Raw genomic sequence first — 21435 nt, 5'->3', positions numbered from 1 at the left:
AGCTTGTATTTATACCAAAAATAAGCTTTTTTAAAAGAGAAAATGTCCGATGAAGAGCCCGATAAAGACAAACTTCAAGTTATTGCACATTCATGAAAATAGGGCAGATTTTTCTAATCATTTTAGATCAGAAAAATAAGGAAATTATACGTTTACTTATAAATTAGCACAAAACAAAGCGACAAGCGCTCTGAACACGAACGCTTGTCGCTAATCTCTTTATCTGCTAAATTTGCTTTTATTCTTAAATATCCTCATCCGGATTATCTTCAAAACTTTCATCTGGTACTTCAGTTGTCAGAACCTGTGCTTCGTCTGCAACTTTTTGTTCTACTAATTCTTCATCTTCTTTTGGAACTTTAGCAACCGTAGCTACTTTTTCACTTTCGTCAATGCGGATCAGTTTCACACCCATAGCGCTACGGCCAGTTTGCGAAACGGTATTGACTTCGAAGCGAATTAAAACACCATTGTTTGTGATAAGCATTAGATCTTCATCACCTATTACTGTCTTCATAGCAACAAGTGCCCCGTTTTTTTCTGTAATTGAAACAGTTTTAACACCCATACCACCACGACCACGAAGAGGGTATTGATCTGCTGATGTTTGTTTTCCGTAACCTTTTTCAGTAACAACAAGAACTTTTTCATTATCTTCTAAGATATCCATACCAATTACCTCATCATGTTCGCGTAAACGAATACCTCTTACACCAGCTGCAGTTCTTCCCATAACACGAATATCCGTTTCTTTAAAGTAAATGGATTGTCCTTCTTTTGTTGCAATAATAATTTTCTTAGCTCCATCTGTCATTTGAACAGCAATTAATTCATCATTTTCACGTAATTCAACAGCACGTAAACCACTTTGACGAATTTTCTCAAATTGTGATAATGTAGTCCGTTTCACAACACCATATTTTGTTGTGAAAAACAGATAGTTGTTATCCCCAAACTCGCTTAAATTAATGACTGCATTGACTTGTTCTTGGCTTTCGATACCTAATAAATTAATGATAGGAATTCCTTTTGCAGTACGCCCATATTCAGGAATTTCATAACCTTTTGCTCGATATACTTTTCCAGTATTTGTAAAAAATAACAATGTATCATGTGTACTCGTTGCAACAAGATGTTCAACAAAATCATCTTCATGCGTAGACATGCCTTGAACCCCGCGACCTCCGCGGCGTTGACTACGATAAGTAGAAAGTGGTAAACGTTTAATATAGCCTTTTTTTGTTAATGTAATTGCCACTTCTTCTTCAGGAATTAAATCTTCGTCTTCAATGCTTACCAAGTCACCTGTCAAAATTTCTGTGCGGCGTTTATCTGCATATTTATTTTTAATTTCTTCTAGTTCTTCACGAATGATTTGTAAAATACGTTCTTCATCCGCTAAAATCGCTTTTAAATCATGGATAAGCGTCATTAGATTTTGATATTCTTCTTCAATTTTTTCACGTTCTAGACCGGTTAGTCGTTGTAAACGCATATCAAGAATCGCTTGTGCCTGCTTATCAGAGAGGCTAAATTGCGTCATTAAACCTTCTTTAGCAGCTTCTGTTGTTTTTGAGCCGCGAATTAAAGCAATGACAGCATCAATATTATATAAAGCAATTCGTAATCCCTCTAAAATATGAGCTCGTGCTTCTGCTTTACGGAGCTCAAATTCCGTACGTCTACGAATGACAACTTTTTGATGTTCCAAATAATAATAGAGAATCTGTTTAAGATTTAAGATTCTAGGATGCTTATCAACAAGCGCCAACATATTAATACCAAAAGTAGTTTGTAAAGCAGTCATTTTATATAGATTATTCACTACAACACTAGCACTAATATCACGTCTCACTTCAATAACGATACGCATACCTGAACGATCAGATTCATCATTTAAATCCGTAATTCCATCAATTTTCTTTTCACGTGCAAGTTCAGCGATTCTTTCAATTAAGCGTGCTTTATTTACCTGATAGGGAAGTTCAGTAATAATAATGGTTTCTTTTCCATTATTTTTTTCTTCAATGTCAACCCGAGCACGAACAGTAATGGAACCACGACCAGATTCATATGCCCGTCTAATTCCACTTCTACCAATAATCATACCAGCAGTAGGGAAGTCTGGTCCTGGAATATATTCCATCAATTCTTGAATGGTGATATCAGGATCATGACTCAATGCAAGGACACCGTCGATTACTTCACCTAGGTGGTGCGTTGGAATATTTGTCGCCATCCCAACCGCAATTCCTGAAGAGCCATTAACTAATAGATTAGGAAAACGAGCTGGTAAAATAACGGGCTCTTTTTCTGATCCATCATAGTTCTCTGTATAATCGATTGTATCTTTATTGATATCACGCAATAGTTCCATTGAAATTCTTGACATCCGCGCTTCTGTATAACGCATGGCAGCTGCCATATCACCATCTACAGAACCAAAATTACCGTGCCCATCAACTAACATATTTCGATAACTAAAATCTTGTGCCATTCGGACCATTGTGAAATAAACAGCACTATCACCATGTGGGTGATATTTACCAATTACTTCACCAACAATACGTGCAGATTTTTTATGAGCTTTATCAGATGTCATTCCTAAGTCATTCATTGCATATAAAATACGGCGATGAACTGGTTTTAAACCGTCACGAACATCAGGAAGCGCACGTGAGACAATAACACTCATCGCATAATCCAAGAATGAATCGCGCATTTCCTTATTTAAATTTACTTCTGATACTCTATGATTCGGTGTTTCTGCCATGTTTAGCGAAACCTCCCTTTCTAATTTTCGAGAAATAATATCATCTTAAAATAAAAAACGATATAAAGTCCAAAACAAATCAATCTCATTTTTCAAGATTATTTCCCGGGTAATAATCAAATATCAAGATTTTTTACGTATTGCGCATTTTCTTCAATAAATTTACGACGAGGTTCAACGCGATCACCCATTAACATTTCAAACGTTTCATCTGCAATAATTGCATCTTGAATATTAACTTGTAGTAATGTACGATGCTCAGGATTCATTGTTGTTTCCCAAAGTTGTTCGGGATTCATTTCACCTAAACCTTTATAACGTTGAATGCTGTATTTTTCTCCGTTAAGTTGGGCTAAATAGTTATCCCGTTGTTTTTCAGAATAAACATATTCCACTTGTTTACCATGTTTGATTTGGAAAAGTGGGGGTTGAGCAATATAAACGTAACCAGCATCAACAAGCGGACGCATATAACGATAAAAGAGGGTGAGTAGAAGCGTTCGAATATGAGCTCCATCAACATCGGCATCTGTCATGATAATCAATTTATGATAGCGTGCCTTCGATACATCAAAGTCACCACCAAAGCCCGTACCCATTGCTGTAAAAATCGTTCGGATTTCTTCATTTGCCAAAATTTTATCTAAACGTGCTTTTTCCACATTCAAAATTTTTCCACGAATTGGTAAAATGGCTTGGAATACACGATCACGACCTTGTTTTGCTGAACCACCTGCTGAATCTCCTTCAACAATGTAAAGTTCGCTGATTTCAGGATTACGCGAAGAACAATCAGCTAGTTTTCCTGGTAGACTAGAAATTTCTAAGCCACTTTTTTTACGTGCTACTTCACGGGCCCGTTTAGCTGCAAGACGCGCTCGAGACGCCACAATACCTTTTTCTACAATTTTTTTACTAACATCAGGGTTTTCCATCATAAATTTATTTAATGCCTCAGAAAAGAGCCTATCAGTGATTGAGCGTGCTTCTGTATTCCCGAGTTTTGTCTTTGTTTGTCCTTCAAATTGTGGATCGGGATGCTTAATCGAAATAATAGCTGTTAAACCTTCGCGAACATCTTCACCAATCAGATTATCATCACTATCTTTAAAAAGTTTATTTCGTCGCGCATAATCATTGATTACACGTGTAAGAGCTGTTTTAAAACCAGATTCGTGAGTTCCACCTTCATACGTATGAATATTATTAGCAAAAGAGATAATATTACTTGAAAAACCTGTATTATACTGCATCGAAACTTCGACCATAATATCGTCGCGCTCACCTTCAATATAAATTGGCTCCTCGTGAATCACTTCTTTCGCACGATTCAAATGCTCTACGTACGATTTGATTCCACCTTCATAATGATAAACACTTGGGGAAGAATTTTCCTCACGCTTGTCGTCAATGGAAATTTGAAGATTACGATTAAGGAACGCTAATTCCCGCGTACGTGTCCGCAAAGTTTCATAATCAAATTCAGTTGTTTCAGTGAAAATTTCTGGATCAGGTGTGAAATGAACAATCGTTCCACGATCATCGCTTTCTCCTTGTTCTTCCATTTCCATCACAACATTACCGCGTTCAAAACGTTGATAATATTTTTTCCCGTCGCGATGTACATTTACTTCAAGGCTTGTTGAAAGGGCGTTAACAACAGAAGCACCAACTCCGTGTAAACCTCCCGATACTTTATAACCGCCGCCTCCAAATTTCCCGCCAGCGTGAAGTACTGTGAAAATAACTTCAAGAGTAGGGCGACCTAGTTTTTCATTTAGTCCAGTAGGAATACCACGTCCGTTATCTTTCACTGTGATACTGTTGTCTCTTTCAATCGTAATTTCGATTTCAGTACAAAAACCTGCCAGCGCTTCATCAATAGAATTATCGACAATTTCCCATACTAAGTGATGGAGCCCGCGTTGACTAGTTGATCCAATATACATACCTGGGCGTTTGCGAACTGCTTCAAGCCCCTCTAAAACTTGAATTTGGTTTTCATTATAATCAGAGGCATTTTCATGTACATTTGAAATATTTTCTTCTGACATTACACTATCCACCGCACTTTCTTTTTTATAAAATATCAGGCTTTTCTTACGGCTCCATTTTCAATATGAAAAGTTGTTGCCTGTTTTAACACGGCATGATTAAGCCCGCTAGTATTTGTTGTCGTAACAAAGGTTTGAACTTTCGAAGCAATCGCTTCAAGCAAGTGTGACTGCCTGTGATCGTCTAATTCACTCAATACATCATCAAGTAAGAGGATAGGGTATTCACCTATTTCTTCTTTAATTAAATCAATTTCAGCAAGCTTAATCGATAAAGCAGTTGTTCGCTGCTGTCCTTGTGACCCAAAAATCTGTACATTTTGTCCATTAATATAAAACAGAGAATCATCCCGATGTGGGCCCATAAGTGTAACCCCACGGTCGATTTCTCTTTGTTGAATCGATCTTAATTTCTCAAGCAATTGCTGAACTTGCTCATTTAATGTGCCACTTGAAATATCAATAGAGGGCATATATTTTACTTCTAACTTTTCTAAGCCGCTAGAAATTTCAGCATGAATAGGAGCTGCAAATCTTTCTAAGCGCTCAATAAAATTAATTCTACGTTCAGTAAGTTTGATGGCAACTTCTGCAAATTGTTCTGTTAAAATATCAAGCATAACGGGATCGTATTTTTTTTTCAGTTGCGCTAGTTTTAAATATTGATTCCGCTGATGTAAGATGCGTTGATATTGGCTTAAGTCATGTAAATAAACAGGCTTTATCTGACCAATTTCCATATTCATAAAACGTCTTCTTAAACCAGGTGCGCCTTTTACAAGTGATAGATCTTCTGGCGCAAACATGACCACATTTAAATGGCCTACATATTGGCTCAATTTTTTTTGTTCCAAATGATTAACTTTTGCTTTTTTTCCTTTTTGAGTAATTGTAATTTCAAGCGGAATCGTTTGATTATGTTTTTCAATTTGACCTTTAATTTTAGCAGCGTCTTTATCCCACTTAATAAAATCTTTATCATTTGTCGTCCGATGTGATTTGGCAAGAGCAAGAATCAAGATAGCTTCTAGCAAATTGGTTTTTCCTTGAGCATTTTTCCCTAAAAAAACATTTATCGACTTGTCAAAATCAAGTGAAAACTCTTCATAATTACGGAAATTACGTAACACAATATTTTCTAAAAGCATGTTTTAAATTCCTTTTTTAGGATTGTTCAATTTTTACTTTTCCTTTGCTTGGAATCAACACTACGTCTCCGTTACGTAGTTTTCTTCCGCGTCTGTTATCCTGTTCACCATTAATGTAAATCGGATGTTCAGCTAAGAATACTTTAGCCATCCCACCACTTTGCACAACTTCGATCATTTGAAGTAATTGTCCAAGTGTCACATATTCACGATCAATTTTTACTATATCAGCCAAAATGTCACATCCAATCTTTTTATCACATCTCTTATTTTACTAAAGTTTTAACAATAATACAAAGAATTTTTCATGCTATGAGGTTTATTCGCTTTTTTAACGAAAATAATGGGGGGATATTATTTTTATATAAAAAGAAACATAACGGCTTCTATGGCGTTATATTGAAAGTACTTTATATAAAAAAGGGTTTTGGCAAATGTCAGCCAAAACCCTAAGTAATTTAATATGTCCGAACAGGGGTAATCAATTGTAAAATTTCATTGGGGTTCGTAGCATCACGTGGTCTAAGGACAAACGGTCTCATTGTGCCTGAAAAAGAGATTTGAACATCATCACCATCAAATGCTCTTAGTGCATCCATCATGTATTTCCCATTGAATGAAATTTTTAAGTCTTCACCTGTAAAACTTTGACTAAACAGTTTTTCTGAGACATTACCTACCTCAGGAGAATTCGATGAAATTTCCACTTGACCATTTTCAAGCGTTGCAAGTTTGATGACATTATTACGATTTTCACGAGCAAGTAGGGAAGCACGATCAATCGCTTGTAAAAATGATTTTGCATTAATAACTAATTCAGATTTTGACTCTGTAGGAATTAAGCGTGATGTATCTGGGTAGCTTCCTTCAAGCAGCCGTGAATAGAACAGCAGATTCTTCATTTTAAAAAGAATTTGATTACTTGCAAGAACCATTTCAATCGATTCAGTTGCTTCATCAAGAATTTTATTTAATTCTGATAAACTTTTTCCCGGAATAACAATATTATATTCCTCTTGTGCTTCATTTTCTAACGGAATTTCACGCAAAGCTAGACGATGACTATCTGTTGCGACTGCTGTAAGCTGGTTACTTTTTATTATCCAATTTACACCGGTAAGTACAGGCCGAACCTCAATTGCTGAAACAGCAAAAACTGTTTGGCGAACAATATTTTTAAGTACATTGATTGGAATTGAAATCTTTTTGCCATCTGTAACTTCTGGTAATTTAGGATATTCCATAACATCTAGACCGTTTAATGTGAAAAAAGCTTGGCCGGAACAAATGGTCGTTTGATTATTTGTTGTCACTTCAATTTCAACATTCTCATCAGGTAAACGACGAATAATATCTCCAAAATATTTGGATTGTAAAACGATCCCTCCAAAAGTTTCAACTTCGACTAGAATTTCATCATTTTCAATTAAAGGAATAAAGGCTTCAATTGAAATATCTGAATCACTACCTGTAAGGGTCACTCCTTCATCATTAACCTCTATTTTTATCCCTGTTAAAATCGGAATGGTTGTTCTAGAAGAAATAGCTCGCGTTACTTCATTTACAGCAAGTACTAAACGATCTCGTTGAATTACAAATTTCATGATTAACCTCCACTTTTAAATTTTTTGGAAAACCTTTAATTAAGTATTAAAAAATCGTAGTAATAGTAGTAGGTCTTGTGGATTTGTGGATAAGTTAGTTTAAAGAAGGAAAATTAAAGTTTTCCACATGTTAATAAACTGTGCATAACTTGTATTTTATTATCCACAATATCCACAAGGCTGTATTAAAAAAGAGAACCAGCTTTGCGTAATGTTTTTTCAATTTCTGCGATGTCATTTTTTAAAACCTGATCATTTTTCAACATTTGGGTAATTTTTTCATGTGCATGGATAACCGTTGTATGGTCACGGCCGCCAAATTCATCACCAATCTTAGGAAGTGAGGCATCTGTTAGTTCACGGGACATATACATAGCAATTTGTCTAGGAAAAGCAATACTTTTCGTCCGTTTTTTAGCTTTAAAATCATCTAGTTGAACTTGGAAGTATTTTCCAACAGCTTCTTGGATATCTTTGATCGTAATTACAGTTGACTTCGTAGTAGGAATAATATCTTTTAGCGCTTCAGCTGCGAGCCCTGCAGTGATATCTCTATTTACAAGTGATGAGTAGGCAACGACACGAATCAGTGCGCCTTCGAGTTCACGAATATTGCTATCGATTTGATTAGCAATATAAAGCATGACTTCATTTGGTATATCTAGCCCATCAGCTTTAGCTTTTTTACGTAAAATAGCAATCCGTGTTTCTAAGTCAGGGGGTGTAATATCCGTTATAAGTCCCCATTCAAAGCGAGAACGAAGACGATCTTCAAGTGTTGGAATTTCTTTAGGTGGACGATCACTTGAAATAATAATTTGCTTTTGTTCGTCATAAAGTGTATTAAACGTATGGAAAAATTCTTCTTGTGTCCCTTCTTTTCCAGCTAAAAATTGAATGTCATCAATGAGTAAAATATCTACATTTCGATATTTTGTGCGAAATTCTTCCGTTTTGTTATCGCGGATGGAACTAATAAACTCATTCGTAAATTTTTCACTTGATAAATACATCACTTTAGCATTTTTTTTATGTTGTTGAACATAATGACCGACTGCATGCATTAAATGTGTTTTACCAAGGCCTACACCTCCATAAATAAAAAGTGGATTATAGGCTTTTGCTGGAGCTTCTGCTACCGCGAGTGAAGCTGCATGAGCAAAGCGATTCCCAGAACCAATAACAAAAGTATCAAAAACATAGCGAGGATTAAGCATGCTTTTGATGTTATCTGGATCATTTTCATCAGCAGTAGTTTTACCAGGTTGGATCGGTTTATAATCGAAGTTCTCTTCTTGTTCCCCGTCGATAAAACGAATATTGTAAGTTTGTCCAGTGATTTCATTTAAAATATTAGCAATGAATTGCGTATAACTTTTTTCTAACCAATCCCGAACAAAATTATTTGGCGCGGCAATCACAAATGTATCATTTTCTAGTGCATGAACGGTGGTAGACTTCATCCAAGTGTCATAGCTAGGTTTGCTCATGTTCTTTTTTACAATTGTGAGAGCCTCTTGCCAAATATCTTCAATAGGTTGCAAACTGCTTCCTCCTTTTAATTTTTAAAAGTTATCCACAAGTTAAAAAATAGTGGATAAAGTTATCCAGGTGCTGTTAAAAAAATATCCACAACAAAAAAATATTTTGTGGATAACTTTGATTTTTACGAATAACTATTCTCTTTGACAAAAATTATAATATCAAAAAAAAGCTTTAATAGCAAGGATTATAACGAGATATTAACAAATTTATCCAGATGTTAGTAAAAGTTGTCCACAAGCAGTTAATGTGTGAATAACTTGTTAGTATTCGGTGGGTAAGAAAAGATGAAAAAAAATTTATCCACAGGGCTTTGTTTATAAGGATTCTAATTTTGTGCATAAGTTTGTAATAAAATGTGGCGATATTTTTAAATTTTAGTTACAGCTACAGTTAAATGATATTTTTTTATGAGGTGTGTGGTAAAATTAAACGTATAGAAAGAGAAATAATTTAATTGGATTGGACGTGTACAAATGTGAGATTTCAACGTTTGATTAATACCCGCGACTTAGAATTTTATCGCGTCATCGAAAACGGGGATATTAATAATGTTTTTGGGTATTTATTGCTTTATGATAAGCGAAAGCCCGCGGTACTAAAAGATTTTACTGTTTTTTATAAAAGCAATATGAATGAAGATTTTTTCAAAGAGAGCATCAAAGATAATCACGTATATGCCATGTTTTTTCATTTCACTGATTTGGAAGAGGAAAGTGAAATGCCTAAATTTACAAAAGTAATTCGCTTTATAGAAGATTTACTAGCATTTAAGCCACGCATTAGTTATTATGTTGATAATTACCTTATTGATAGGAAATTAATTTTTGAATATCCAAATGAATATGAAAAAATTGGTCAATTTGCGCAGTATTTGGTAGCAGTTTCTGGAAGGGACGTTCCTATCCCAAGAACAAGTAAAATTAAATATCAACATTTGTCACAATAAATTTCAGAAAAAGATGTTGCTTGGATGAAAAGTATGATATGATTATAAATGGAGTTTTTGAATTCTATTAGTGGTTTAATTGACAAAATTCATTAATTTACGTATAATGTCTAGGACTGTCTAATAAATTTATTTAAGTTAGACCCTTTAATGGGAGGTGTAGTAATGAAAAGAACATATCAACCAAGTAAACGTAAAAGAAAAAAAGTACATGGTTTCCGCGCGCGTATGAGTTCTAAAAATGGTCGCAGAGTTTTAGCAGCACGTCGTCGTAAAGGAAGAAAAATATTGTCTGCGTAGACCACTGAAAAAGTCTCAGTGGTTTTTTTATTGTAATGCTAGACTTATCTTCAGTAAAAACTTGATAATCTATGGAAGATGGGGAAGATATGAAAAAAGAATATCGAATCAAAAAAAGTGATGATTTTCAAAAAGTCTTTAAAAGAGGTAAATCAGTAGCTAATCGCCAATTTGTTATTTATACTTTGAAAAAAGAAGATTTAGTTCATTTTCGAATTGGTTTATCAGTCAGCAAAAAAATTGGAAATGCTGTTTGTCGTAATCGCATTAAACGTTGCATTAGACAGGTTTTTCATGAATTGGATGACGGGCTAGTTCAAGAAAATGATTATATTATTATCGCCAGAAAACCGGCGGCCAACATGGATTTTCATGAGATAAAGAAGAGTTTGATTCATGTATTAAATATTGCGCATGCTTTTCAGAAACAAACCACTTTGAAATCAGAATGAAAATCAAAAAAGGCGGAATTGGAGGATACATCATTTGAAGAAAAAGAAGCAATTCAAAAGGAAGTTTTTAATTGTAGGGTTGATTGTCTTACTGATGGCTGTTTTGTCAGGATGTGGCTACTCAACTGATCCAATTACAAAAGATTCAACAGGTTTTTGGAGCCATTATATTGTTTTTCCATTATCTTGGGTAATTACTTGGTTCTCAAATCTTTTTGGTGGACATTATGCTATAGGAATCATCGTCGTGACGATTTTAATTCGTTTACTTATCATGCCTCTTATGATTAAGCAGCTTAAAAGTCAAAAAGAAATGATGAAAGTACAACCAAAAATAAAAGAATTACAGGAGAAGTATTCTTCAAAAGATAATGAAACAAGGCAAAAGCTTCAACAAGAAACAATGCGTTTATATCAAGAACATAACGTCAATCCGATGATGGGTTGTTTACCACTACTCATTCAAATGCCAATTTTAATTGGTTTTTATCAAGCAATTAGTAGAACAGCTGAGATTAAAACTGATACTTTTTTATGGATGCAATTAGGAAATCCTGATCCAATTTTTATTTTGCCAATTATTGCAGCAATTACAACATATCTTTCATCAAAAATTTCAATGATGGGGCAAACTCAACAAAATAAATCAATGGCGATGATCGTTTATATTATGCCGGTCATGATTTTATTTATGGGTGCGACACTTCCATCAGCATTAGCTCTTTATTGGATCATCGGTAATGTCTTTACATTTTTCCAAACGCTTTTAATTAATAATCCTTTTAAAAATAAACGTGAACAAGAGGCTCTTGAAGCTGCAAAAGTAGAAGAAGCTCGTTTACAAAAGAAAGCAGCAAACATGAAAGCCTCAAAGAAAGGAGGTAAAAAGAGAAAGTGAGAGATATAACTGCGCAAGGTCAAACCATAGAAGAAGCGATTCAAAATGCACTCAAAGAACTTGATACTACACGTGAAAAAGTAAAAGTAGAAGTTATGGATGAGGGGAAAAAAGGCATTTTTGGAATAGGTTCACGACTAGCCATGGTTAAAGTCATTGAAGAAGATAACGGAATCGAAAAAGCGGTCGATTATCTTTTTGATATAGCTTTGAAAATGGGTGCAAACGTCTCTATTGAGAAAGAAGAAAACGGGAAAGATGTAACTTTACAAATTTCTGGAGATAATTTAGGTTTATTAATTGGAAAACATGGACAAACTTTGAATGCGATTCAATATTTGACGCAATTAATTGCTAATAAAACAAATGATCAATATAAGAATATCATAGTAAATGTTGGTGATTATCGTGAACGACGCCATGATACACTTTCTGAGATTGCTAAAAAGATGGCAAATAAAGCGGTAAAAACACGTCGTCCTGTTCATTTAGAGCCACTACCTTCTTTTGAGCGGAAAATTATTCATGCTATTTTAAGCGAAGACGAACGAATTGAAACACATTCAGAAGGTCGCGATCCTTATCGTTATATTGTTATTAAAGCAAAATAAAAATTTTAAAAGCCGTTTTCTCAATTGAAAACGGCTTTTATTTATGTTCAAGTACAAATAATGAAAATAAATGTTTCACGTGAAACATTCATGCTTTTACACTATTTTATTTAAAGATCATAAATCTTTCCTGATCATCCATGAATTCTTTTTGATTTGGTGGCGATGCAATATTGCCAAATGGCATTTGTGCCCGTAAGTACCAAGAGCTAGGTATATTCCATTCAATTTTTATAGAATCATCAATTAACGGGTTATAATGCTGTAATGAAGCACCAATTCCTACATTAGCAAGTACTGTCCATGCAGAATATTGGGCCATACCACTAGATTGTTCTGACCATACTGGAAATTTGTCAGCATAAGCTGCGAATTTTTTTTGTAGATTTTCGATAATTTTTATATCTTCAAAAAATAAAATACTACCAAAACCAGCACGAAATGAAGCCATTTTTTCTTCAGTTGAAGCAAAATCTTTAGCTGGAACCAACTTGCGTAAAGTTTCCTCTACTATATTCCATAGTTTTTCATGGTGATCGTTAAAAAGAATTACAGCGCGCGAACTTTGAGAATTGAAAGAGGAAGGGCTTAGTTTGATTGCTTCTTTAATTAATTTTTCGATTTCATTTTCTGAAAGTGTAACATTTTTATCTAGCGCATAGATGGAACGGCGTGCTCTAGCTACTTCTAAAAATAGATTAGACATAAATAAAACTCCTTCTTAAATATCGCATACTTACTTAAGTATAGCGTCTAATATCCAAAATGCAAACAATTTACTTTAAAAAGCGCAGTACCTAATTTTAAGAAAATAAAATAAAACTATTGTTATCCACATGTGAATAAGTTAAAATGAAAAGGTAAAAAAAGAACTGTGTATAACTTAAATATGCTAACAATTAGATTGCTTTGGTCAAAGCGGAGTGAACTGTTGTCGGTAGCGTAAAGCAAATGCTGAAATGATTCAAACACATGAATTTCGGTTGTTTTTAACTGAAATAAAAGAGAAAGGTGGATGAAGAATGGATTTTGAGACAATTGCTGCTATCTCAACACCGCCTGGCGAAGGAGCTATTGCTATTATAAGACTTAGCGGTGATGAGGCGATTCAAATAGCGGATCGTATTTTTTATGCCAAAAAACAGCTAAATGAAGTAAAAAGCCATACTATTCATTATGGCCATATAAAAGAAAGCGAAGAAACAATTGAAGAAGTTATGATATCTGTTATGCGAGCACCACGAACTTTTACGAGAGAAGACGTTGTTGAGATTAATTGTCACGGCGGAATTGTTTCTGTGAATCGTGTGTTACAATTATTGCTCAGAAATGGAGCGAGACTAGCGGAACCAGGAGAATTCACTAAGCGAGCTTTTTTAAATGGACGAATAGATTTATCACAAGCAGAGGCTGTAATGGATTTAATTCGAGCGAAAACTGATCGTGCTATGAAAGTTGCCTTGAAACAGATGGATGGGAATTTATCGCGTTTAATCCGTAGCTTACGTCAAGAAATTTTAGATACGCTTGCTCAAGTAGAAGTTAATATTGACTACCCTGAATATGATGATGTAGAAGAAATGACGCAAAAAATGTTACTTGAAAAAACAATTCTCGTTCGTCAATCTGTTGAGGAATTATTACAAACTGCTGAGCAAGGGAAAATCCTAAGAGATGGTCTTGCTACAGCAATTATTGGTCGTCCTAATGTAGGGAAATCTTCTTTATTAAATCAACTTATCCAAGAAGACAAAGCGATTGTAACAGATATTGCTGGTACAACACGAGATATTATTGAAGAATATGTCAACGTTCGTGGAGTACCTCTTCGTTTAATTGATACAGCTGGTATTCGAGAAACGGAGGATATTGTAGAGAAAATTGGTGTAGAACGTTCACGAAAAGCATTACTTGATGCCGATTTTATTTTATTAGTTTTAAATCAAAGTGAGGAGCTTTTAAAAGAAGATCGAGCGCTATTTGAAGCTGTACGTGATCATCGTTTCGTTGTGGTTTTAAATAAAACGGATTTACCGACGAAAATAGATATGAATGAAGTAAAAAAATTGGCTGGAGAAAATCGAATCGTACACACATCATTATTAACAGATCAAGGTGTAGCTAATTTAGAAGGCGCCATTAATGAACTTTTTTTTACTGGTGAAATTGAAGCGGCAGATGCCACTTATGTATCTAATGTTCGACATATCGAATTATTGTATCAGGCTCTAAGTGCACTTGATGCGGTTCTTCAAGGGATCGAGCTTGGAATGCCAGTTGATATGATTCAAATTGATATGACAAGAGCTTGGGATTTATTAGGTGAAATTACAGGTGATGCTGTGCAAGATGAACTGTTAGACCAGTTGTTTAACCAGTTTTGCCTTGGTAAATAGTAAGGAGTTGTTATTTTAAATTATGCAAATATATGATGCAGGTCATTATGATGTCATTGTCGTAGGTGCTGGTCATGCTGGAGTTGAAGCAGGACTTGCAAGTGGAAGAATGGGCGCTAAAACACTAATGCTAACAATTAATTTGGATATGGTTGCTTTTATGCCTTGTAACCCATCAGTAGGCGGTCCAGCAAAAGGAGTTGTTGTCAGAGAAATTGACGCTCTAGGGGGTGAAATGGGACGTAATACAGATAAAACCTATGTACAAATGCGCATGTTAAATACTGGAAAAGGACCGGCTGTACGCGCTTTACGTGCTCAATCAGACAAATGGGATTATCAACATGAAATGAAACATACGATTGAAAAAGAAGATCATATTACGCTTCGTCAAGGTTTGGTTGATCGTTTAGTTATTGAAGATGGTATATGTTCCGGTGTGATCACAAGTACTGGCTTAAAATACACTGCACAGGCTGTTGTTTTAACAACGGGAACATTTTCTCGTGGTGAAATTATTGTTGGTGATTTACGTTATTCTAGTGGTCCAAATAACCAGCAACCTTCAATAAAACTTTCCGAGCACCTTGAAGAATTAGGTTTTGAATTACGTCGTTTTAAAACAGGCACACCACCGCGCGTTAAATCTAGTACAATTAATTATTCCAAAACAGAAGAACAACCTGGGGATAAAGATCCTCGTGCTTTTAGTTATGAAACAACTTCAATGATTTTGAGTCAATTACCTTGTTGGCTAACCTATACAAATTCCGAAACACATGATATTATTCAAGCTAATTTAAGCAGATCACCAATGTTTATGGCAACAAAAAAGGGGACAGGGGCGCGTTATTGTCCTTCAATTGAAGATAAAATTGTTCGTTTTAATGATAAGCCACGACATCAGATTTTTTTAGAACCAGAAGGAAGAAATACAGAAGAAGTTTATGTACAAGGTCTGTCAACAAGTTTACCGGAAGATGTTCAAGAAAAAATGCTTCGAACTTTACCAGGTCTTGAGAATGTAGAAATGATGCGTACAGGGTATGCTATTGAATATGATGCAATTATGCCTAGTCAACTTTGGCCTTCACTGGAAACAAAACTTGTATCAGGGCTTTTTACAGCAGGTCAAATTAATGGAACAAGCGGTTATGAAGAAGCTGCTGGACAAGGTTTAATGGCTGGAATTAACGCTTGTTTAAAAATACAAGAAAAAGAACCATTAATTCTAGGAAGAGATCGGGCTTATATTGGTGTTTTAATTGATGATTTGGTTACAAAAGGAACAGAAGAGCCCTATCGTTTACTGACTTCGCGTTCAGAGTATCGCTTGCTACTTCGTCATGATAATGCAGATTTGCGTTTAACTGAAATAGGGTATAAGATAGGTTTAATTAGTGAAGAGCGCTATCAACGTTTTATGGCAAAAAGAAAGCAAATTGCTGATGAAAAACAGCGACTTGAAACCACTCGCGTTAAACCAACAGAGCAAGTTCAAAAAATATTACGTGATTTAGGTACAGCGGAATTAAAAGATGGCATTTTAGCAGCAGACTTACTTCGGCGTCCAGAACTAACTTACGATAAAATTATTGAAATTGTTTCACGTGAAACATTTGTTGATTGGGAAATTGCTGAGCAGGTAGAAATCCAAATTAAATACGAAGGTTATATTGAAAAATCTTACCAACAAGTAGAAAAAATGAAGAGAATGGAAAATAAAAAAATTCCGGAAAATATTGATTATGATGCAATTTTCGGCTTAGCTACAGAAGCTGTAGAGAAATTGAAAAAAATCCAACCGCTTTCCATAGCACAAGCAAGTAGAATTAGTGGTGTAAATCCAGCAGATATTTCGATTTTGCTTGTCTATATTGAACAAGGGAAGATCGCTAAGGTAAGATGATAAATAAGGTATTAAGGTTATGAACAAAGCTATGGACTGTTTGTTCATTGGCCTTAATATCTTTGTTTAACGAAGAAAATTAAGATAGAATAGCTTTTTCATTTGATAAAGATACACTATTAATAAAGATTAGAACAAACAAAGGAGAAACTATGAATCCAGAACAATTTAGAATAGCTTTACAAGAAAAAGATATTGAACTATCTGGCAAACAAATGCTTCAATTTAGTCAATACTACGAAATGCTTGTCGAATGGAATGAAAAAATGAATCTAACAGCGATTACAAAAGAAAAAGAAGTATATCTTAAACATTTTTACGATTCGATTTCAGCAGCATTCTTTATGGATTTCACACAATTTCACTCAATTTGTGACGTTGGAGCAGGTGCTGGATTTCCAAGTATCCCGTTAAAAATTTGTTTTCCACATCTGAAGGTTAATATTGTTGATTCATTAAATAAGCGAATTACTTTTTTAAATGAAGTAGCAAAAGAATTGCATTTAAGCGATGTTGCTTTTTATCATGATCGTGCGGAAAGTTTTGGTCAAAATAAATTGCATCGTGAAAAATATGATTTGATAACCGCACGAGCAGTGGCACGTATGAGCGTACTTGCTGAACTTTGTTTGCCGCTTGCTAAAAAAGGCGGAGTATTTCTTGTTATGAAAGCTGCTCAAGCAGAGGAAGAAATTCAATCAGCAAAACAAGCAATCACAGTATTAGGTGGAAAAGTAGCTGAATATTTTTCCTTTCAACTTCCGATTGAAAACAGTGAAAGAAATCTCTATTTAATAAAAAAAACTAAAGAAACACCAAAAAAATACCCGCGAAAACCAGGGATTCCAAATAAACAGCCAATAGAATAATGTTTTTCTCGAGAAATTCTGCTAAAATAGATAATGATATTGATTATTTTGTAAATGAAACGCTTGGAAAGGAAGAAAGGCATGGCTTTTTCACTATTTGGAAAAAAAGATACAAACAAAACAGAAGAACTGATCGAAAATGTGAAGCAACAGGTGGAAGAGTTACCGCTTGACCAAATCTTGCCCAACCAATTTCAACCTCGTTCTGTTTTTAACCAGGAGAAAATTGAGGAACTAGCTGAAACAATTAAAATTCATGGAATCATTCAACCAATTGTTGTGCGTGAAATGGAGCCAGTAGGTTATGAAATTATCGCTGGTGAAAGAAGATATCGTGCAGCTGTATATCTTAAATTAGCTACAATTCCAGCGATTATTCAGAGCTTTGACGATGACGAAACAGCGGCTATTGCTTTGATTGAAAATTTGCAGCGTGAACAGTTGACGCCTATTGAAGAAGCTAAGGCGTATCAAAGTCTTTTAGAGATGCGTGAAGTAACACAAGAAGCTTTAGCTAAGCAAGTTGGTAAAAGTCAATCAGCTATTGCCAATAAGTTAAGGCTGCTTAAATTGCCAAAAGCAATACAAGAAGCAGTGCTTGCAAAAGATATTTCCGAACGTCATGCAAGGTCATTACTCGCTTTGCCTACTGAAAAAGAACAATTAGTCGTGCTTAAAATGGCACAAGAGCAACAATTAAATGTAAAGCAAACAGAAGAACTAATTCGTGAATTTTTAACAGAAGATCCAAAAAAAGAAACGAAAACAACTCCGCTAAAAGTGCGAAAACTTTCTGTCAGTAGAGATGTTCGCATTGCGCTCAACACGATTAAACAATCTGTTCAAATGGTTAAGGAAAGCGGGATAGAGCTAAATATAGAAGAAGAGAGCACAGCTGATTTTTATCAAATTACTATTCAAATACCAAAAAAGAAATAGAGGAGTCTACAAATGAAATTTTTGAAAATTGTCGGGCATGTTATAGGCATTATTTGTACTGCACTTATCCTACCTTCTTTTATATCAACTGTGACAGACTCGCTTTTAATGTTAGAGCCAGCGAGGTTTATTCAATTTTTTATGTATCCAATGGTAACAGGAGCAATGGCTGCTAAGAGTGCCGGAAATGTAGTGGGTTATCTCAATATGGCAATAGGTTATGCTATGTATATTATTGCTGCAATTTATGTCATTTATTTGCTACGAAAAATTATTTCGTGGTATCGTAAAGCAAAATTATATGATCAAAAAAATAAGACTTGTGGGTAAACTAGTACTAATCTTATGCCCTATGAGTGTTATTTTTTTAAAAATTAAATATAAAGTCACTGCCATTAAGTTGAACTTAATGGCAATTTTACATAGAAAACAGTACAATAAAAGTTAACAAGAAGTATAAAGGAGGATGTGGACAGCATGGCAAAGGTTATTTTTGTTAGAGATGAAAAAGATGAATTTCAAGCTTACGATTTTGTACATGATTTAATCACTGAACATCCATTAATGGCAACACTTCTACTTCAAGGTTTACTGCAATTAGAAAAAGCGGAAACAAGAAAGCTTAGTACTGGACGCCAAATGTTACCTGATATCCATTTGATTATTGGAAAAGGCCAGGCATATTCCCTGGAAACAAAACGAATTGAAACTTCATTAGATCAGCCAATTCAAGAAATGAAAGTACATTTTAAAGATAAAAATTTCCGATTAATTTATTTCACATCCTTTTCAGAAACGGAAACATGTTATTGTTTTGTAAAAGGATATTTTAAAGATAAAAACCCTTTCACAGATAAAATGGGAACATATCGTGAGGAAGCGAAGCGAATTTTCTTAAGCCAAATGGAGAGAGAGCTAAGCATTGGCGAAGATAAGTATGATTTTGAGCAGCTTAAAAGCCTTGCTTGGTTAAATGAAGGAATCGTTCATTATTTAGAAAGCTTTTCAGCAACTTTGGGACAAATTATTTTTGCAAAGCGAATTAAAAAGAAATGGACTCAATTGGATTTAGCTTTAAAAACTGATTTATCTCCACTTATTATTTCACGTGTTGAGGCAGGGGATCCTGATTTATCTCTTAGAATGTATCAGAAAGCTTGTCAGGTATTAGATATAAAAACATCATTTGTCGAATAATATGAAAACAACGCCAATTTTTGAAATTTGGCGTTGTTTTGCAAGGTAAAATTGTTTCACGTGAAACATTATTTAATTTTTCACTTTTTATGGGACGAAATCAAAAAGTTTTGGTATGATAGATAATAAGCGAATTATTAATTCTGGGAAAATGAGGTTGGTGAAAGAGATTGAGCAAAGTAATAGCACTTGCAAACCAAAAAGGTGGCGTAGGAAAAACAACTTCCTCTGTTAATTTGAGCGCTAGTCTGGCTTTTGAAGGAAAAAAAGTATTACTTATTGATATTGATCCACAAGGGAATGCGTCTAGTGGTGTCGGAATTAACAAGGGTGAAATTGATCGTTGTATTTATGATATACTTGTTGATGATGTAGAAATAAAAGAAGTCCTTCAAAAAACGGATTTAGATTCTTTAGATATTGTACCAGCGACAATTCAACTAGCTGGTGCAGAAGTTGAATTAGTGCCAGCGATTTCACGTGAGGTTCGTTTGAAAAAAGCAATCGAAGCGATTAAAGATGAGTATGATTATATTATCATTGATTGTCCACCTTCATTGGGTTTATTAACATTAAATGCATTAACAGCATCTGATTCCGTATTAATCCCAGTGCAATGTGAATATTATGCGCTTGAGGGCCTTAGTCAGCTGTTAAATACAATTCGAATTGTACAAAAACACCTTAATAGCGATTTAAAAATTGAAGGTGTGCTATTAACAATGCTTGATGCGCGTACAAATTTAGGTATTCAAGTAATTGAAGAAGTGAAAAAGTATTTTCAAAACAAAGTATTCAATACGATTATTCCACGAAATATTCGTTTAAGCGAAGCACCAAGCCATGGGAAACCCATTCTGTTATATGATGTAAAATCAAAAGGCGCAGAAGTTTATTTAGAGTTAGCAAAGGAAGTGATTTCTCATGGCTAAAGGGCTAGGTAAAGGAATTAATGCGTTATTTAACACAGTAGATTCAAATGAAGAAACTGTAACAAGTATTAACCTTGATCAGATTAAACCCAATCCATATCAACCGCGGAAAAATTTTGATAAAGCAGCTATTCGAGAATTACGTGATTCGATTAAATTACATGGAGTTTTACAACCTATTATTTTGCGAAAAGACGATAAAGACTACCAAATTGTTGTTGGAGAACGTCGTTTTCGTGCAGCTAAAGAAGCAAAATTAAAAGAAATTCCAGCTGTTGTCCGAGAATTAAATGATTCAGAAATGATGGAGCTTTCTATTATTGAAAATTTGCAACGAGAAGATTTATCAGTGCTTGAGGAAGCAAAATCTTATGAGCTTTTAATGGAAAAATTAAATTTAACCCAAGCAAAATTAGCAGAAAGAGTTGGTAAAAGTCGCCCTTATATTGCTAACTTTATCCGATTGCTAACTTTGCCAGATGAAGTTCAAGTGATGTTACGTGATGACTCACTTTCTGCAGGGCATGCACGAGCTCTTTTAGGTTTAAAGGTAAAGAAAAACATTATTCCTCTTGCTAAAAAAAGTGTTGCAGAAGAACTTACAGTGAGGCAGTTGGAAAGAATTGTTACTAATATAAATAAGAATGTTTCACGTGAAACATTTGAACCTAAAAAGATCCCTGTTTATATTCGCGAAAGTGAAAATCAATTACGTGATAAATTTGGAACAGCGGTAAATATTAAAAGACGTGACAAAAAGGGAAAAATTGAAATCGAATTTCTTTCTGATGATGATTTAGAGCGTATTTTAGAGATTTTAAATATTCGCTTAGATGAAGATTAATTAGGAAAAGCAGAGGAT

20 protein-coding genes are annotated in these 21435 nt (G+C 34.6%); 13 read left to right on the top strand and 7 right to left on the bottom strand.

Annotated features, from left to right (window positions below; translation table 11 throughout):
• Window positions 1-244 precede the first annotated feature (244 nt).
• The 6 genes from gyrA to dnaA form a co-directional block, all read right to left on the bottom strand.
• On the bottom strand, window positions 245-2773 hold the full coding sequence (gene gyrA, locus G6Q10_RS09275) for a DNA gyrase subunit A (RefSeq protein ID WP_163655367.1): 2529 nt from the start codon (window positions 2771-2773) through the stop codon (window positions 245-247).
• Between the two features lie 116 nt (window positions 2774-2889).
• A complete protein-coding gene (gyrB, locus tag G6Q10_RS09270) occupies window positions 2890-4827 on the bottom strand; it encodes a DNA topoisomerase (ATP-hydrolyzing) subunit B (RefSeq protein ID WP_163655365.1) in 1938 nt (645 codons plus the stop codon).
• Window positions 4828-4862: 35 nt separating this feature from the next.
• Entirely contained in the window at window positions 4863-5975 is a 1113-nt protein-coding gene (gene recF, locus G6Q10_RS09265) for a DNA replication/repair protein RecF (protein WP_163655363.1), read from the bottom strand.
• A gap of 16 nt (window positions 5976-5991) precedes the next feature.
• A complete protein-coding gene (gene yaaA / locus G6Q10_RS09260; RefSeq protein WP_305068100.1) occupies window positions 5992-6225 on the bottom strand; it encodes a S4 domain-containing protein YaaA in 234 nt (77 codons plus the stop codon).
• A gap of 208 nt (window positions 6226-6433) precedes the next feature.
• Entirely contained in the window at window positions 6434-7579 is a 1146-nt protein-coding gene (dnaN, locus tag G6Q10_RS09255) for a DNA polymerase III subunit beta (RefSeq protein WP_163655359.1), read from the bottom strand.
• Between the two features lie 185 nt (window positions 7580-7764).
• On the bottom strand, window positions 7765-9123 hold the full coding sequence (dnaA, locus tag G6Q10_RS09250; protein WP_163655357.1) for a chromosomal replication initiator protein DnaA: 1359 nt from the start codon (window positions 9121-9123) through the stop codon (window positions 7765-7767).
• Between the two features lie 476 nt (window positions 9124-9599).
• Between dnaA and G6Q10_RS09245 the strand changes: the two genes are divergently transcribed.
• The 5 genes from G6Q10_RS09245 to jag all read left to right on the top strand — a co-directional run bounded on the left by G6Q10_RS09245 (window position 9600) and on the right by jag (window position 12331).
• Complete coding sequence (locus G6Q10_RS09245; protein WP_163655355.1) at window positions 9600-10070, top strand: hypothetical protein; 471 nt, start codon at window positions 9600-9602, stop codon at window positions 10068-10070.
• 165 nt (window positions 10071-10235) lie between these two features.
• Complete coding sequence (gene rpmH / locus G6Q10_RS09240; RefSeq protein WP_163655353.1) at window positions 10236-10370, top strand: 50S ribosomal protein L34; 135 nt, start codon at window positions 10236-10238, stop codon at window positions 10368-10370.
• 89 nt (window positions 10371-10459) lie between these two features.
• Window positions 10460-10822, top strand: a complete 363-nt coding sequence (gene rnpA, locus G6Q10_RS09235) for a ribonuclease P protein component (RefSeq protein WP_163655351.1) — start codon at window positions 10460-10462, stop codon at window positions 10820-10822.
• Window positions 10823-10856: 34 nt separating this feature from the next.
• Window positions 10857-11720, top strand: coding sequence for a membrane protein insertase YidC (gene yidC / locus G6Q10_RS09230; protein WP_163655349.1), 864 nt, complete (start codon window positions 10857-10859; stop codon window positions 11718-11720).
• Window positions 11717-12331, top strand: a complete 615-nt coding sequence (gene jag, locus G6Q10_RS09225; RefSeq protein WP_163655347.1) for an RNA-binding cell elongation regulator Jag/EloR — start codon at window positions 11717-11719, stop codon at window positions 12329-12331. Before yidC ends, jag begins: the two co-directional genes overlap by 4 nt.
• 106 nt (window positions 12332-12437) lie before the next feature.
• On the opposite strand, the gene G6Q10_RS09220 is transcribed toward jag, so the two are convergent.
• Complete coding sequence (locus G6Q10_RS09220; protein ID WP_163655345.1) at window positions 12438-13037, bottom strand: nitroreductase family protein; 600 nt, start codon at window positions 13035-13037, stop codon at window positions 12438-12440.
• A gap of 316 nt (window positions 13038-13353) precedes the next feature.
• Between G6Q10_RS09220 and mnmE the strand changes: the two genes are divergently transcribed.
• The 8 genes from mnmE (at window position 13354) to G6Q10_RS09180 (ending at window position 21417) form a co-directional block, all read left to right on the top strand.
• Complete coding sequence (gene mnmE / locus G6Q10_RS09215) at window positions 13354-14727, top strand: tRNA uridine-5-carboxymethylaminomethyl(34) synthesis GTPase MnmE (RefSeq protein ID WP_163655343.1); 1374 nt, start codon at window positions 13354-13356, stop codon at window positions 14725-14727.
• 22 nt (window positions 14728-14749) lie between these two features.
• Window positions 14750-16636: a tRNA uridine-5-carboxymethylaminomethyl(34) synthesis enzyme MnmG gene (gene mnmG / locus G6Q10_RS09210; RefSeq protein ID WP_163655341.1), complete on the top strand. Its 1887-nt coding sequence runs from the start codon at window positions 14750-14752 to the stop codon at window positions 16634-16636.
• A gap of 152 nt (window positions 16637-16788) precedes the next feature.
• Window positions 16789-17505 (top strand): 16S rRNA (guanine(527)-N(7))-methyltransferase RsmG, encoded by a 717-nt coding sequence (gene rsmG / locus G6Q10_RS09205; protein WP_163655339.1) that lies wholly within the window; start codon window positions 16789-16791, stop codon window positions 17503-17505.
• Between the two features lie 81 nt (window positions 17506-17586).
• On the top strand, window positions 17587-18444 hold the full coding sequence (noc, locus tag G6Q10_RS09200) for a nucleoid occlusion protein (protein WP_163655337.1): 858 nt from the start codon (window positions 17587-17589) through the stop codon (window positions 18442-18444).
• Window positions 18445-18456: 12 nt separating this feature from the next.
• Window positions 18457-18774, top strand: coding sequence for a hypothetical protein (locus G6Q10_RS09195; protein WP_163655336.1), 318 nt, complete (start codon window positions 18457-18459; stop codon window positions 18772-18774).
• A gap of 147 nt (window positions 18775-18921) precedes the next feature.
• Window positions 18922-19641, top strand: a complete 720-nt coding sequence (locus G6Q10_RS09190; RefSeq protein ID WP_163655334.1) for a helix-turn-helix domain-containing protein — start codon at window positions 18922-18924, stop codon at window positions 19639-19641.
• A gap of 170 nt (window positions 19642-19811) precedes the next feature.
• Window positions 19812-20573: a ParA family protein gene (locus tag G6Q10_RS09185; protein ID WP_163655332.1), complete on the top strand. Its 762-nt coding sequence runs from the start codon at window positions 19812-19814 to the stop codon at window positions 20571-20573.
• The gene (locus G6Q10_RS09180; RefSeq protein WP_163655330.1) at window positions 20566-21417 is read left to right on the top strand and encodes a ParB/RepB/Spo0J family partition protein; all 852 of its coding nucleotides are present in this window, start codon (window positions 20566-20568) and stop codon (window positions 21415-21417) included. Before G6Q10_RS09185 ends, G6Q10_RS09180 begins: the two co-directional genes overlap by 8 nt.
• Window positions 21418-21435 lie beyond the last annotated feature (18 nt).

Source organism: Listeria sp. PSOL-1, assembly GCF_902806445.1.
Taxonomy (GTDB): domain Bacteria; phylum Bacillota; class Bacilli; order Lactobacillales; family Listeriaceae; genus Listeria.
Note: the sequence above shows the minus strand (reverse complement) of the source record. Positions and strands in the feature narration are given on the sequence as shown.